General features: G+C 70.3%; 11 protein-coding genes and 2 tRNA genes. 10 read left to right on the plus strand and 3 right to left on the minus strand.

From position 1 onward, the window contains the following. Positions 1-18: 18 nt before the first annotated feature. The 4 genes from ACWDZ6_RS01130 (at position 19) to ACWDZ6_RS01145 (ending at position 3,086) form a co-directional block, all read left to right on the plus strand. Positions 19-1,722, plus strand: a complete 1,704-nt coding sequence (locus tag ACWDZ6_RS01130; RefSeq protein WP_451501165.1) for a LytR C-terminal domain-containing protein — start codon at positions 19-21, stop codon at positions 1,720-1,722. Between the two features lie 95 nt (positions 1,723-1,817). Further along, positions 1,818-2,249, plus strand: coding sequence for a ribosome silencing factor (gene rsfS / locus ACWDZ6_RS01135; RefSeq protein ID WP_366732953.1), 432 nt, complete (start codon positions 1,818-1,820; stop codon positions 2,247-2,249). Continuing rightward, a complete protein-coding gene (locus tag ACWDZ6_RS01140; protein ID WP_451501454.1) occupies positions 2,246-2,908 on the plus strand; it encodes a histidine phosphatase family protein in 663 nt (220 codons plus the stop codon). Before rsfS ends, ACWDZ6_RS01140 begins: the two co-directional genes overlap by 4 nt. Positions 2,909-3,013: 105 nt before the next feature. After that, positions 3,014-3,086, plus strand: a tRNA-Ala gene (locus ACWDZ6_RS01145). Positions 3,087-3,209: 123 nt separating this feature from the next. On the opposite strand, the gene ACWDZ6_RS01150 is transcribed toward ACWDZ6_RS01145, so the two are convergent. After that, positions 3,210-4,088: a helix-turn-helix transcriptional regulator gene (locus ACWDZ6_RS01150; RefSeq protein WP_451501455.1), complete on the minus strand. Its 879-nt coding sequence runs from the start codon at positions 4,086-4,088 to the stop codon at positions 3,210-3,212. A 111-nt stretch (positions 4,089-4,199) separates the two neighbouring features. Here ACWDZ6_RS01150 and ACWDZ6_RS01155 point away from each other — a divergent pair, with 111 nt between their 5' ends. The 3 genes from ACWDZ6_RS01155 to ACWDZ6_RS01165 all read left to right on the plus strand — a co-directional run bounded on the left by ACWDZ6_RS01155 (position 4,200) and on the right by ACWDZ6_RS01165 (position 6,350). Further along, the gene (locus ACWDZ6_RS01155; RefSeq protein WP_451501166.1) at positions 4,200-5,636 is read left to right on the plus strand and encodes an MFS transporter; all 1,437 of its coding nucleotides are present in this window, start codon (positions 4,200-4,202) and stop codon (positions 5,634-5,636) included. 238 nt (positions 5,637-5,874) lie between these two features. Then, entirely contained in the window at positions 5,875-6,108 is a 234-nt protein-coding gene (locus ACWDZ6_RS01160) for a hypothetical protein (RefSeq protein ID WP_147986417.1), read from the plus strand. A gap of 169 nt (positions 6,109-6,277) precedes the next feature. Continuing rightward, positions 6,278-6,350 (plus strand) — tRNA-Ala (locus ACWDZ6_RS01165). Positions 6,351-6,414: 64 nt separating this feature from the next. On the opposite strand, the gene ACWDZ6_RS01170 is transcribed toward ACWDZ6_RS01165, so the two are convergent. Next, on the minus strand, positions 6,415-8,013 hold the full coding sequence (locus ACWDZ6_RS01170; protein WP_451501167.1) for a ferredoxin: 1,599 nt from the start codon (positions 8,011-8,013) through the stop codon (positions 6,415-6,417). Next, complete coding sequence (locus ACWDZ6_RS01175) at positions 8,010-9,494, minus strand: hypothetical protein (RefSeq protein WP_451501168.1); 1,485 nt, start codon at positions 9,492-9,494, stop codon at positions 8,010-8,012. Before ACWDZ6_RS01175 ends, ACWDZ6_RS01170 begins: the two co-directional genes overlap by 4 nt. A 605-nt stretch (positions 9,495-10,099) precedes the next feature. On the opposite strand from ACWDZ6_RS01175, the gene leuS reads away from it, so the two are divergent. The 3 genes from leuS to ACWDZ6_RS01190 all read left to right on the plus strand — a co-directional run bounded on the left by leuS (position 10,100) and on the right by ACWDZ6_RS01190 (position 14,819). Next, on the plus strand, positions 10,100-12,961 hold the full coding sequence (gene leuS, locus ACWDZ6_RS01180; RefSeq protein WP_451501169.1) for a leucine--tRNA ligase: 2,862 nt from the start codon (positions 10,100-10,102) through the stop codon (positions 12,959-12,961). Positions 12,962-13,079: 118 nt separating this feature from the next. Continuing rightward, a complete protein-coding gene (locus ACWDZ6_RS01185) occupies positions 13,080-13,895 on the plus strand; it encodes a hypothetical protein (protein ID WP_451501170.1) in 816 nt (271 codons plus the stop codon). Positions 13,896-13,973: 78 nt separating this feature from the next. Beyond that, the gene (locus tag ACWDZ6_RS01190) at positions 13,974-14,819 is read left to right on the plus strand and encodes a DegV family protein (protein WP_366730618.1); all 846 of its coding nucleotides are present in this window, start codon (positions 13,974-13,976) and stop codon (positions 14,817-14,819) included. Positions 14,820-15,064: the final 245 nt, after the last annotated feature.

Genomic DNA, 15,064 nt, shown 5'->3' on the forward strand with positions numbered 1-15,064 from the left:
CCACGGAGAGGGGCACCGGTGAACGACCAGCAGAATCCGTACGACCCGTACTACCAGCAGCCGCAGATCATCGGCTACGACGAGTACGGACAGCCGGTGTATCAGCAGCCCCAGCAGTACGACCCCTACGCGCAGCAGCAGCCCCAGCACCCTCAGCAACCGCAGGCTCCCGAGCAGGGCCAGGGGCAGGGGTACGGCTACGACCCGTACGCGCAGCAGCAACCGCAGGCCGGGCAGTCCCGGCAGTACGACTCGTACTACCAGCAGCCGCAGTCCCCCGGGCAGGGCCAGGACCAGGGATACGGCTACGACGGGTACGGCTACGACACGGGCACGCAGCCCGCGGCCGTCGACACCACCCAGCAGTGGAACATCCCGCAGCAGCAGGGCCCGGCCGAGCCGCGGACGCAGCCGCAGGCGCCCGAACCGGCCGCCGTGCCGGAGCAGCGCCGCCCCGCCGCCGACCGCGACTACCGGACCGAGCAGTTCTCCTTCATCGAGGAGCCCGACGAGGACTCCGAAGACGTCATCGACTGGCTGAAGTTCACCGAGAGCCGCTCCGAGCGGCGCGAGGAGGCCAAGCGCCGCGGCCGCAACCGCGTCGTCGCGCTCGTCGTCGCGCTGGCGCTGGTCGCGGTGGGCGGCGTCGGCTACCTCTGGTACGCGGGCAAGCTGCCCGGCCTGTCGGACGCGGACAAGAAGAGCAGCACGGCGACCGGACCGCAGAAGCGGGACGTGGTCGTGGTGCATCTGCACAACACCAAGAAGAAGGGCACCTCCACCGCCCTCCTCGTCGACAACGCCACCACCAAGCAGGGCACCACCGTCCTGCTTCCCAACTCGCTCGCCGTCGCCAATGACGACGGCACCGCCACCACGCTCGGCAAGTCCGTCGAGGACGACGGCTCGACGGGTACCCGTGAGGCGGTCGGCACCCTCCTCGGCGCCAAGATCACCGGCACCTGGCGGCTCGACACCCCGTTTCTGGAGAATCTGGTCGAGCTGGTCGGGACCATCGACCTGACCACGGACACCGCGGTGCCCGGTGCGAAGAAGGGCGAGGCGCCACTGGTGAAGAAGGGCGAGAACCAGACCCTGAACGGGCGGATGGCCGTCGCGTACGCCACCTACCTCGGGCCCGGCGAGGCCGAGGCGAAGCAGCTGCAGCGCTTCGGCCAGGTCATGCAGGGCGTCCTGCGGAAGTTCCCCGACGACCCGAAGGCGGCGACCGTCACCGTCGAGACACTGGCGCAGATCCTCGACCCGTCACTGCGCGAGAGCGACCTGGGTGCCTCGCTGGCGAAGCTCGCCGAGCACGCCAAGGGCGGCGACTACAAGACGGCAGTGCTTCCGGTCCAGCAGGACGGCACGCTCACCGAACAGACCGCCAACAGTGTCGTCAAGGACGTCCTGGGCGGCACGGTCACCGCACCGGAGAAGGGCGCGGCCATCCGCGTGGGTGTCAAGAACGCCACCGGGACCACGGCGGCCACCGAATTCGCCCGGATCGCCCTGGTCAACGGCGGCTACGCCGTCCTCGACGGCGGCAAGGACGACACCGTCACGTCGTCGCAGGTCACCTACGGAGACGCGGCGCAGAAGGCAAAGGCGGTCGAGGTCGCCAAGACCCTGGGTCTGCCGGTGAGCGCGGTCCAGAAGGGCAAAGCCGTCACCAACGCCGATGTCTCGGTCGTCCTCGGCAAGGACTTCGAGCTCCAATGACGGGCGACCCATCAGGTCCGAAATAAACGCGTCATGGGCCGTCGGCGGTCCGTGAGACCCTTGAAGGGTTCCCGACCGCCGACGAAAGCCTGCTTGTGACCGCCACGGATCGCTCCATCGAGCTCGTCAACGCTGCCGCCCAGGCAGCCGCCGACCGACTCGCGCACGACATCATCGCGTACGACGTCAGCGATGTGCTGTCCATCACCGACGCCTTCCTGCTCGCCTCCGCGCCCAACGACCGCCAGGTCAAGTCGATCGTCGACGAGATCGAGGAGCGGCTGAACAAGGAGCTCGGCGCCAAGCCGGTGCGCCGCGAGGGCGACCGCGACGCCCGCTGGATCCTCCTCGACTACGTCGACATCGTCGTGCACGTCCAGCACAGCGAGGAGCGCGTCTTCTACGCCCTGGAGCGGCTGTGGAAGGACTGCCCCGAGCTGCCTCTCCCCGAGGACGCCCTGAAGACCCGCGGCAAGGCCGAGGAGCACGCGAAGCTCACCGGCGACCCGGACGGTGAGCTGAGCTGAGCGGAAAAGACACCAGCGAGCGCGCCACGGGACGCCGCGTCGTCCTGTGGCGGCACGGCCAGACCGCCTGGAACCTGGAGCGCCGGTTCCAGGGCTCCACGGACATCGCGCTGACCGAGACCGGCGTGGCCCAGGCACGCCGCTCCGCGCGGCTCCTCGCCTCGCTGAGGCCCGACGTGATCATCGCCTCCGACCTCAAGCGGGCGGCGGCCACGGCCGGCGAGCTGGCCGAGCTCACCGGGCTCGACATCTCGTACGACGCCGCCCTGCGCGAGACCTACGCCGGAGCCTGGCAGGGGCTGACGCACGAGGAGATCGTCGCGCGGTACGGCGAGCAGTACGCCGCATGGAAGCGCGGCGAGCCCGTGCGCCGCGGTGGCGGTGAGCTCGAGACCGAGGTCGCCGACCGGGCCGCTCCCGTGGTGCTGCACCACGCCGAGAAGCTCCCCGAGGACGGCACGCTCGTCGTGGTCAGCCACGGCGGCACGATCCGCACCACGATCGGTCGGCTGCTGGGCATGGAGTCCCATCACTGGGAGAGTCTCGGCGGACTCTCCAACTGCTGCTGGTCGGTGCTCGGCGAGGGCGCGCGCGGCTGGCGGCTCCTCGAGCACAACGCCGGCACGCTGCCGGAACCGGTCCTCGGCGACGACGACTGAGCCCGGCCGGACCGGGCGTCCGGCCCCGCACCCCCGGATTTCACTTTCCGGCAGGTCGCAGGCTAAAGTTCTTCTTGTTCGCAGCGCGGAGCGCGAAGAACACGCGGGGCTATAGCTCAGTTGGTAGAGCGCCTGCATGGCATGCAGGAGGTCAGGAGTTCAATTCTCCTTAGCTCCACAATCCGGATCCCGCCTTCGTCAGAAGGCGGGATTTCGCATTTCCCGACGCCGGCTTTCCGGGCGGCCTCCGGCCGCCCGTCCCCATCCCGGTCCTGGTCCAGGTCCTGGTCACGACCGTGCCTCAGTCGCGCAGCTCACGCAGCGCTCCTATCCGGCGGCTGCTCTCCTCGTCGTTCGGGCTGTAGGCGACGATCCGGCACTCCGGCATTCCGTTGATCGACAGCGATACCGAGGTCATCCGCACCTCGCCGACGGCGGCATGCCGGAAGACCTTCACCCGCGGCCCCGGCGGGACTACATTCCCGCTCTCCCACAGCTCGGCGAAGTACTCACTCGCCGACGAGAGCCGGTGGACGAACAACTCCCAGGCCGGCTCACCCACATGACGCCCGTACGCACCGCGCAGCTGCGCCACCATCAGCGGCAGCTCCGCCTCCCGGAAGACCAGTGGGCAGGACGGCTCGGGCACCGTGAAGAGCGTCCACAGCACATTGCCTATGCCGAAGTGCTCCGGGCGCGAGAGGGCGAACAGCTCGCGGTAGGCGCGGTTGGTGGCCAGGACGTCGTACCGCGCGTTGTAGACCACGGCGGGACGCGGGTCGAGGGCGTCGATGATGCCCTGGATCTCCGGGGCGACGTGCTCCGCGGCCGCCTGCCGGTGGTCGGTCGCGTAGGGCACCTCCGCCAGGTGGTAGAGATGCTCCCGCTCGGGCTGGTCGAGCCGGAGCGTACGCGCCACGGCGTCCAGGACCTGTGCCGAGGCATTGATCGGGCGGCCCTGCTCCAGCCACGTGTACCACGTGACACCCACGCCGGAGAGCTGGGCGACCTCCTCGCGGCGCAGCCCCGGCGTACGACGGCGCAGGCCGGGCGGCATACCCACATCGGCGGGCGTCACCCGCGCCCGGCGGCTGCGCAGAAACGCGGCCAGTTCGGGTCTGCGGCGATGATGGTTCGCGTGGTTCGCCGCCGCGCCTGCGGTGTTCGTCGTCGCGGTCATCGTGGTCACACCCCCATGGTCGAGTCAGTGGCCCGTCCTTGCCAGGTGCTGTCAGTACCAGCATCGGCGGGCTCTCGTTACCCGTACCGGAACGCCGTCAGGCTCGAAGCCATGACGACGACCTCTGCGGAAACTCCACTGCTCAGTAAAGCCCCCGGCACTGACAACGGACCACGACTGCTGCTCGCGATCGTGCTCGCCGCGCAGTTCATGGCGCTCCTCGACACCTTCATCGTCAATGTCGCGGCCCCCACCATCCGCAGCGAACTCGGCGCGTCCGGCGCCGGGTTGCAGCTGGTCATCGCCGGTTACACCATTTCGTACGCCGTCCTGCTGATCACCGGCGCCCGGCTCGGCGATCTGCTCGGACACCGACGGGCCTACCTGGGCGGTCTGTTGCTCTTCACCGCCGCCTCGCTCGCCTGCGGACTCGCCGCGGGCACCGGCCAGTTGATCGCCTTCCGGCTGGTCCAGGGTGCGGGCGCGGCGCTTCTGATACCGCAGGTACTCAGCCTGATCCAGCGGCACTTCACCGGCGAGGGGCGGGTGCGGGCGCTCGGCGCCTACTCCGCGGTCCTCGCCACCGGGGCCGCCGCCGGGCAGGTCGTGGGCGGTGTGCTGGTCAGCGCGGACCTCTTCGGTGCGAGCTGGCGCCCGGTCTTCCTGGTGAACGTCCCGATCGGCCTCGCTCTGCTGGTGCTGGGTGCGCGAGTGCTGCCGAAGGACCGGCGCGAGGAGCCCGAGCGCGGTCGCGGACTCGATCTGCCCGGTCTGGTGCTGCTCGCCGCCGCGGTGTCGCTGTTCACCGTGCCGCTGGTGCTCGGGCAGGAGCAGGACTGGCCCGTCTGGTCCTGGCTCTCGATCGCGGCGTCGGCGGTGTTCTTCGGCCTTTTTCTGGCGTACGAGTCGGGGCTGGCCCGACGCGGCGGCGCCCCGCTGATCGCGCCGCGTGTGCTGGGTATCCCGGGTATGGGCCGCGCGGTGTTGCGGATCACTCTGGTGATGGCGGTGAACGCGGGCTTCCTCTTCACGCTCACCCTTCATGTCCAGGGTGGTCTCGGCCACAGTGCGCTGCGCGCCGGGCTGATGTTCGCGCCGACCGCCGTGGTCTTCGGAGCGGTCGGGCTGACCTGGCGGCGCTGGCCCGCCGGCCTGCAAAAGGTGCTGGTCCCTGGCGGGTTCGTACTGACCGGTCTGGCGTCCGCCGCGGTAGGCGTGGTGCTGCGCGACGGTGGCGACGGCGGCCCGTGGCTGTATCTCGCATTCGTGGCCGTGGGCGCCGGTCTCGCGCTCGCCTACAGCCCCACGCTGACCGGCGCGCTGGCGACCGTACGCCAGGAGGACGCGGCCGATGCCAGCGGTCTGCTCGTGACCGTCACCCAGCTCGGCCAGGTGATCGGCGTCGCCGCATTCGGCACACTCTTCCTGAATCGGCAGACAGTTCCCGGGGCGCAGGGGTCCGCCCATGCGCTGTGGGTGAGTGCGCTGGCGCTCGCAGCCGCGTCGATCTTTGGCGCGGTGGCCGGTCTCGTACCCAAACGCCGCTGACCCTCTTGCGTGGTCATGGCAGAATCGGACGGCCGGAGGGGACACCGGCCAGGACGGGAGGGAGAGCACGATGTCCGCCAGCGCGAGCGAGGAGGCCGATGACCTGCTTGCCGCGGCGGAGGTACGTGCTCGTCTCAGCTGCCCGTCCTGCGGATCAGCGCATGTCGCCCAAGTCCTCGGCGACAATGGCGGGGTTTCCTACGTGTGCACGGCCTGCGGCCACAGCTGGAGCTGAGTGATGGGTGCACACAGGCGGAAATGCGACTGGTGCGGCGGTGGTACGCCGATCGTTCGGGACATGGATCCGGTCAATCCCGAGTACCAGTACTGGTGCGAGGAGTGCGCGCGGGCGCTGATCATAAAAGGCGACCCCATCGAGACCTACCGAGAGCTCGAGGGGGAGCCGATCTACGGCCGTCTCCTCGACGAGCACTGCACGTTGAAGCGGTTCTATTCGTTCGCCACAGCATGAGCGGCACGGCTGCGGCTGTGAGTTTCGTCGCAGTCGTAGTCGCGGCCGCAGCCGCGGACCACCGGCCTTGTCCGCACAGACCGGAAACGATTTGGCGATGCACCGGGGAGACCGTTAATGTTGTCGACGTCGCCGCGGGGGAAACCTTGATCAAGGCGGCACATCGCAAGGGGCTATAGCTCAGTTGGTAGAGCGCCTGCATGGCATGCAGGAGGTCAGGAGTTCAATTCTCCTTAGCTCCACAGAAGCAGTGGACACACAGAAGCGGGCCACCCGGATCGGGTGGCCCGCTTCTGCGTGTGTCCGTCAACCCCGGCCGCTGCCAAGGGCCTTGCGGTTGCTGCTGGGCAGCTCCCGACGGCCCGAGGGCGCGGGGCCGCCCCGCTCGGACGGCATCTGTTCGATACGCATCGCCAGTGCGGGACAGCGGCGCACGGCGCGCTGTGTGGCTCCCTTGAGGTGCATGGGAACGACCGCGTCGGCCACCGACGGGAAGCCGTCGGGGTTCAGCCTGATCAGCTCCGGGATGATGTCGGCGCAGAGCCCGTGGCCCTGGCAGAGCGTCCAGTCGATGAAGACCTTCTCACCGCTCGGAATCGACTCTTCCGCCTCCTCATAACCGGGCAGCGGCAGCGGCAGCACGCCGGTCGTCTCGCGTCCGCAGCCGCCGTGGAGCACATGGGCGGCGAGGTCGTCCGTGAAGGCGGACAGGGTCGAGGCGAAGAAGCGCGCCGAGCCGTCGGGGTGCTTGCACGCGCCCCGGCCCTTCACGGCCTGGGTCACCTCGCGCAGCGCCTCCAGGGCGGCCGGGCCGCCGCCGTTCATGACGTCGGACAGGCCGCCGGCCGCCGCGGGCAGGCCGAGCTTGCAGGGACCGCACTGGCCGGCCGTCTCGGCGGCGAGCCAGTTGGCCACCCGCAGGGCCTCGCCCAGCGGGCAGGTCTCGGGGCCGATCGGCAGGATCGCGCCGGCCCCCAGCGCGCCGCCCAGGGAGGCCAGCGATTCGCGCGAGACGAGCGCTTCGTTGACGGCCATCGCGTCGATCCAGTTGCCGTGGTAGCCGCCGGTGAGCACGCCCTGGGGGAGCGGCGGGGCGCCCGCGAGCTGCAGTACGTACCGCAGCGGCACGCCCGTGGGGACCTCGACGACCATCGGGCGCGCGACCGCCCCGGAGATCGTCAGCATGACGGTGCCGGGCTCGGTCTCCAGGCCGGTGTGGCTGTAGCGGCGGGCGCCGATACGGGCGCCGACGGCGAGCTGCGCGAACGTCTCGGCGTTGGACAGCAGGGTCGGAGCACCGCCGACGCCGGTGTCGGAGGCGCGCTCACGGCGGCCGGGCGGCAGCGCGGGGCCGCCGTTCACGGCCCGGATGACGGAGGAGGCCTCGCCGGAGACCATGCGCTCGGGGGTGCGTACGACCCGCGCGCGCAGCTGCTGCCCGCGCCGGTCGGAGAGTCCGCGCTCGGCCAGGGCGGCGCGGATGGAGACCTCGGTCGAGTTGCGGGTGACCGCGATGACCAGCGTGCGCGCACCGAGCGCTTCGGCGGCGATCAGGGCGCCGTCCAGGATCAGATGGGGCGCGCGGTTGAGCAGCACGGTGTCCTTGCGGCAGGCGGGCTCGCCCTCGCTGCCGTTCACCACGACGACGGGCCGTACCCCGCGTCTGATGGCGGACTTGGCTACGGCGCGGAGCTTCTGTCCGAAGGGAAAGCCTGCGCCGCCACGGCCACGCAGGGATATGTCGTCGGCGAGCTGCGCGAGCCGCTCGCCGGTCATCGGTTCGAGAGGGCCGTGCACCTTGAGATGCATGGGGAGGTCGAGCCGCTCGACAAGGTCGAACCCCTGCGTCAGCTGGGGAAGGCCGACGACGCGAACCTCGGGGACATCGGGGAGGGGGGTGTTCACGGTCGATCTCCTGCGGGCGCGTGCCAGGGTTCCCCGGCCGGGGGCGGGAAGAGAGGCCCGGGCATTTGCGCCGTGTCGTCGTACGTCCTGGCGTTGCTGGTGTCGTACGGGGAGGAAGGTGCTTCGTACGGGGAGGAGGGGTCGTAGGCGGGCGGGGTGTCGTACGCGGGAGGGGGCTCGTACGGAGGGGTGTCGTACGAGGGGGAAGCGTCGAAGGAGGAAGGCGCCGCGTACCCGAGAGGGGTGTCATAGGCGGGAGCTGGTTCGTACGCCGGGGGCGCGTCGTACGCGGGAGGGGGCTCGTACGCGGGCGGAACCGGCGGCGCGGACGGGACTGCCTGCGCGGGCGGCGGCGGCGACGGGGTCGGCCACTGGCCCGGCAGCGGTCCCGAGTCCGAGACGACGGGGATCTCCTCGGTCATCGGCACGCGTTCGGCCAGCGGGGCCGTCTCGGGGGCGAGGGAGACCGCGCGGTAGGCGGCGGAGATGCCGGGGCCGGGTCCGGTGCCACTGCTGAGAGTCGGTTCCGGCTCCGGTGCCATAGGTACCTCGTACAGCTGCGGAGCGGGGGCTTCGAGCCGCCGGGGCTGTGTGCGCGGCTGGCCGAGGGGAGGCTCGCGCAGGAAGTCCTGCTCGTACGCGCGCTGCGACGGGATGCCGTTCATGGCGCCCCGGCCGTTCATCTCGTTCAGGCCGGCCGGTCCGGTCAGGCCCGTGGCGCCGGGGAGTGGCGACGAGGCGAGATCGCGCCGCAGCCGCTCGTCGGCCGCGGACCTGTCGGAGCCCGAGCCGATCAGGGAAAGGATCTTGTCGGCGATACGCCGCTTCACCGGCTGCGGCAGCATCCGAAGGGACACGGCCGCGGCGACGCCGGCGAGTGACAGGCAGTACATCGTCACGACCCAGGTCGCGGCCGGCCGGCCGGTGTACAGACCGTGCACCAGCGCGGAGCACCAGGCCGGGTAGGCCAGCATGTGCAGCGGCCGCCAGCGGCCCGCGACGCGGATGTTGGTGGCCAGGGCGCTGCGCAGCGCGCCCGTAGTGGCGGCGATCACCATGAGGAAGCCGGCCAGCGAGCCGAAGCCGATCAGGCCGGACGTACCGGTGACGCCGAGTCCGAACGGGACGAGAGCGCCGAGCAGTTCCACATGCCCCAGCGAAACCTTCACGGTGGCGTGCAGCAGCAGGAAGCCGAGCGAGGCGACCGCGGTGGACCGGTGGATGGCCTGGGAGAGGAGGCGGTGGCGCGTGGACAGCAGCAGCCGGTCGGTGGCGATGAGCCCCCACGCGACGGAAGCGGTCAAGGACACCAGGGACAGAACCCCGGTGGTGAAGTCGAGCGCGGCGCGAAAACTGTCGCTCCCGCCGATGGCGAGCACGGGTATGAGGACGAACGCCGCGACGGTCAGCCCGCCTTGCACCGGGCGGCTCAGTCCGGGGCTCGGTGCGGGTGACGAACGACTCTTGCGATGAGGCTTCATGGGGCGACTCCGAATGGTGCGGGAAATACGGTCCCGTTGATGCATGCTAGGTCCACCCATACCGGACGGTACGAGGTTTCGGTGTTTAGAGAGCGGCACCACAGACAACTGACTCTGGGGTTGCCCTGGATAGGGGCGATACGCGGAGTAACTTGAGTGGCTCGGAGGCATGATCCGACGAGTTTCAGTGTGCGCTGGAGTGTTGCGCGGAGGGTCGCTCGGGCGTGCGCCGGGGGCGTGCGGTAGCACACGAGGGCTCGGTGCGGGTTCGTCGCGACGGTGCGGCCGGAGCCTTCGGGAGCCCGTCGAGGTCCGCTGACGGCCCTTCGGCGTCGCCTCGGGTGCCTTCGCGGTCCCTCGGGGGTGCCTCGGCGGCTGCCCCGGCGGCTGCTCAGGGTGCTTGGCGGTTGCTCTCATGCGACCGGTTCGCTCGCTGCGGTACCCTGACGCCATGCGTGCCGTACGCCTTCTGCTTAGCGAGCCGCGCTGATCAGTCCCGACGGATGAAAAATCCGGTTGGAATCGGCGCGGCGTCCCCTCCTGTGCGAGGGGCTTTTTCGTTTTCGAATCCGCTGGCAGAGACGATCGATGGAGCTTTAAGGATCATGAGCGAGACGAATTCCGCTGCCGCTGCAGAGGTGGCCGCAGCGCACCGCTACACGGCTGCCATGGCCGCCGACATCGAGGCACGCTGGCAGGACTTCTGGGACGCCGAGGGCACGTACGAGGCGCCGAACCCGAACGGTGACCTGGCCGGGGAGGACGCGGCCCTGGCGGCCAAGCCCAAGAAGTTCGTCATGGACATGTTCCCGTATCCCTCCGGTGCCGGCCTCCACGTCGGGCACCCACTGGGCTACATCGCCACCGACGTCTTCGCCCGCCATCAGCGCATGACCGGCCACAACGTCCTGCACACGCTGGGCTTCGACGCCTTCGGCCTGCCGGCCGAGCAGTACGCCGTGCAGACCGGCACGCATCCGCGGGTGTCCACCGAAGCCAACATCGAGAACATGAAGGTCCAGCTGCGGCGGCTGGGCCTGGGCCACGACAAGCGCCGGTCGTTCGCGACGATCGACCCGGACTACTACAAGTGGACCCAGTGGATCTTCGTCCAGATCTTCAATTCCTGGTACGACGAGGACGCGCAGCGGGCCCGCCCGATCGACGAGCTGGTCGCCCAGTTCGAGAGCGGTGAGCGTCCGGTGCCCTCCGCGCGCGCGTGGAGCGAGCTGAGCGCCAACGAACGCGCCGACGTGCTGGGCGGCTACCGGCTGGCGTACGCCTCCGACGCGCCCGTCAACTGGTGCCCGGGGCTGGGCACCGTACTGGCGAACGAGGAGGTCACCTCGGACGGCCGGTCCGAGCGTGGCAACTTCCCCGTCTTCAAGGCGAAGCTGCGCCAGTGGAACATGCGCATCACCGCCTACGCGGACCGGCTGCTGGACGATCTGGACGCGCTGGACTGGCCCGAGGCCATCAAGCTGCAGCAGCGCAACTGGATCGGGCGCAGCGAGGGCGCGCGCGTCGACTTCCAGGCCGGTGACCAGGACGGCACGCGGATCACGGTTTTCACCACCCGCCCCGACACCCTGTTCGGCGCCACCTACATGGTGCTGGCCCCCGAACACGGGCTGATCGACTCCATCGTCCCGGGCGAGTGGCCGCAGGACACCAACGAGGCCTGGACCGGCGGTGCCGCCACTCCCGCAGAGGCGGTCGCCGCGTACCGCAAGCAGGCCCAGACCAAGAGCGACGTCGAGCGGCAGACGGAACACAAGGACAAGACCGGTGTCTTCACCGGCGCCTACGCGCTGAACCCGGTCACCGGCGCGCGGATCCCGGTCTTCGTCGCCGACTACGTCCTGATGGGCTACGGCACGGGCGCCATCATGGCCGTGCCCGGACAGGACGAGCGCGACTGGGAGTTCGCGGAAGCCTTCGAACTGCCCATCGTCCGCACCGTCCAGCCGCCGGAGGGCTGGGAGGGCGAAGCCTTCACCGGGCAGGGCCCGGCGATCAACTCCGCCAACGAGGGGATCTCGCTGAACGGCCTGGGCGTCGCCGAGGCCAAGGCCAGGATCACCGAATGGCTGACCGCGCGCGGCATCGGTGAGGGGACGGTCAACTTCCGGCTGCGCGACTGGCTGTTCAGCCGGCAGCGCTACTGGGGCGAGCCCTTCCCGATCGTCTACGACGAGGACGGCATCGCGCACGCGCTGCCCGAATCGATGCTGCCGCTGGAGCTGCCGGAGGTCGACGACTACTCCCCCCGTACGTTCGACCCGGACGACGCGGACACCCAGCCCGAGACCCCGCTGTCGCGCAACGAGGACTGGGTCGATGTGGAGCTGGATCTGGGCGACGGCGTCAAGCGCTACCGCCGGGAGACCAACACCATGCCCAACTGGGCGGGTTCGTGCTGGTACGAACTGCGCTACCTGGACCCGCACAACAGCGAGAAGCTGGTCGACCCCGAGACCGAGCGGTACTGGATGGGCCCGCGGGAGGGCCAGCCGCACGGCGGCGTCGACCTGTACGTCGGCGGCGCCGAGCACGCCGTGCTGCACCTGCTGTACGCGCGGTTCTGGTCCAAGGTGCTGTTCGACCTGGGGCACGTCTCCTCGGTCGAGCCGTTCCACAAGCTGTACAACCAGGGCATGATCCAGGCGTACGTCTACCGGGACAGCCGCGGCTTCCCGGTGCCGGCCACCGAGGTCGAGGAGCGGGACGGAAGGTTCTACTTCGAGGGCGAACCCGTCAAGCGCGAGCTGGGCAAGATGGGCAAATCCCTGAAGAACGCCGTCACCCCGGACGAGATCTGTGGCGAGTACGGCGCGGACACACTGCGTCTGTACGAGATGGCCATGGGCCCGCTGGATGTGTCCCGGCCGTGGGACACCCGGGCCGTCGTCGGCCAGTACCGCCTGCTGCAGCGGCTGTGGCGCAATGTCATCGACGAGGCGACGGGTGAGGTCACCGTCGTCGACACCGAGCCCGACGAGGCGACCCTGCGCGCGCTGCACAAGGCGATCGACGGCGCCGGTCAGGACCTGGCGGCCCTGCGCTTCAACACCGCCATCGCCAAGATCACCGAGCTGAACAACCATCTGACGAAGACGGGCGGCCCGCTGTCACGGAGCGTGGCGGAGCGGCTGGTGCTGCTGATCGCCCCGCTGGCCCCGCACATCGCCGAGGAGCTGTGGCACAGGCTGGGGCACACCGACTCGGTCGTGCACCAGGACTTCCCGGTCGCCGACCCGGCCTATGTCGTGGACGAGTCCGTGACGTGCGTCGTGCAGATCAAGGGCAAGGTGAAGGCGCGCCTGGAGGTCCCCCCGTCCATCTCGGACGAGGAGCTGGAGGCGCTGGCACTGAGTGATGAGGCAGTGGTCTCGGCGCTGGGCGGCGCGGGCATCCGCAAGGTGATCGTGCGGGCGCCGAAGCTGGTCAACATCGTGCCCGCCTAGGGTTCGGCCGGTCTCACAGGGGTTTCCCCTACGGGCAGGTTGGGGGTTCCGGTGGAACCCCCAACCTGCCCGTTCCGTTTACGGTGGAGGGACAACATCCGATGCCGGAGGGGCGCTCATGGAAGCCGCGATACTGATTTTGGCGCTGCTTTTCGTCGCCTTCGTGGCTTTGGGGGTGTATGTGAGCGTGAAGGCGATCGGTGCGGCGAAGCGGGGTGTGGAGCGCACGGTCACGCAGGCACGCCGCACCGTCGAGGAGACCACGCTGCGGGCGAAGAGCTTCGGGCAGGGCGGCGTGGCCGGTGAACTGGCGCAGCTGCGGTTGTCGCTGCGTACGTCGATGAGGGCGACGCAGGACGCGCTGCACGCGGGTGCGGCGGAGGACGCCTCGCTGTCCGAGTCGCTGGCCCTGTTCCGGCGGCTGAGTGCGCACGGTCATGAGCTCGACGACGAGCTCAAGCGGCTGGAGCGCGAGCCGGACCGGGCAACGGTGGCCTCACTGCTGCCCGGGCTGCGCGAGCGTACGGAGCGCATCTCGCGCTCGGCCGAGTCGCTGCGCTGGGCGGCGCGGGACCGGGCGCGGAAGTTCGCGGACGACGATCTGGATGCGCTGAGCCTGCAGATCGATGTGGAGGCGGGGGCGCTGCGGCACTGGTCGGGTGAGGGCGTGCCGGGCGCCGATTTGCGGGACGTGCCGGATGTACCGGACACCGCGCCGGAGCCCGCGTCCTGGCCGGAGGCGGGGCGGACCGCCGGTGGCGCGGCCGGCCATGGCGTCGCGTCCGAGCAGACCCGGCCGGAGCCGGGGGCCCGCTCCGAGCCCGGTCCCGGGCACACTGTGGCCGAGCAGCCGCAGGCGATCACGGCACGCGATCCGAGGCAGCAGACCTCCTATCCCTGGCAGAGGAACGCCCGTCCGGAGACCACGAACTGATCCACCGGCCGGGGCGACGCGAGCATTGGCAAGGGGCCGGGCTGCCGTCCGGCGGCCCCGACGGGTAACCTCCCGCTCATGTCCCGCCATGTCGCTATCGTCACCGATTCAACGGCCTACCTGCCGCTGCCGACGATGGAGCGGCACGCCATCACCGCAGTGCCGCTGACCGTCGTGCTCGGTGATCAGGCGCTCGAGGAGGGCACCGAGATCTCGGCACGCTCGCTGGCGCTGGCATTGCAGAAGCGACGGCCTGTGACCACGTCCAGGCCGAGCCCCGAAGTGTTCGCCGAGACATACCGGCGGTGCGCGGAGGCCGGGGCGACCGGGATCGTGTCGCTGCATCTCTCGTCGGAGTTCTCGGGGACGTACGACGCCGCGGTGATGGCCGCCAAGGACGCTCCGGTGCCGGTACGTGTGGTGGACACCGGCATGGTCGCGATGGCCCTGGGATTCTGCGCGCTCGCGGCCGCGGAGGCGGCGGAGGCAAGCGGCACGCTGGACGAAGCGGTGGCCGCCGCGGAGAAGCGGGCCGCGGGCACGTCCGCGTACTTCTACGTCGACACACTGGACTACTTGCGCCGCGGCGGCCGTATCGGGGCCGCGCAGGCGCTGCTGGGTTCGGCGCTCGCGGTCAAGCCGCTGCTGCAGCTGGACGGCGGCCGGATCGAGCTGCTGGAGAAGGTGCGCACGGCGTCGAAAGCGATCGCCAGGCTGGAGGAGATCGCCGTCGACCGGGCGGGTTCGAGCCAGGTGGACATCGCGGTGCACCATCTGGCCGCGCCGGAGCGGGCCGCCGCGCTCGCGGAGCGGCTGCGTGACCGGGTGCCCGGCCTGGTCGACCTGCATGTCAGCGAGGTGGGTGCGGTGATCGGGGCGCACACGGGGCCGGGGCTGTTGGGGGCCGTGGTCTCGCCGCGCTGAGACGGCGAGGGGCGCTGCAGCACGCTGACGGTGCGCCGCTGTCACCTTTGCCGGTGAGCGAGTTATCCACAACGGGACGGCTGTCCACGGAAATTGGGCCTGCTCAGCGGGCTCGGACGGATGTGCCTACCGTCCTGTGGCATGGCTCTCCGATCACGCTCCGCAACCAGTGGCCCGGGACGCGCCCCGGCCTCGGACAGCCGCGCCCGTCACGGCCGCGGCTCAGGACCAAGCCGCGGCCCGGA

The organism is Streptomyces sp. NPDC002926 (genome assembly GCF_053591755.1).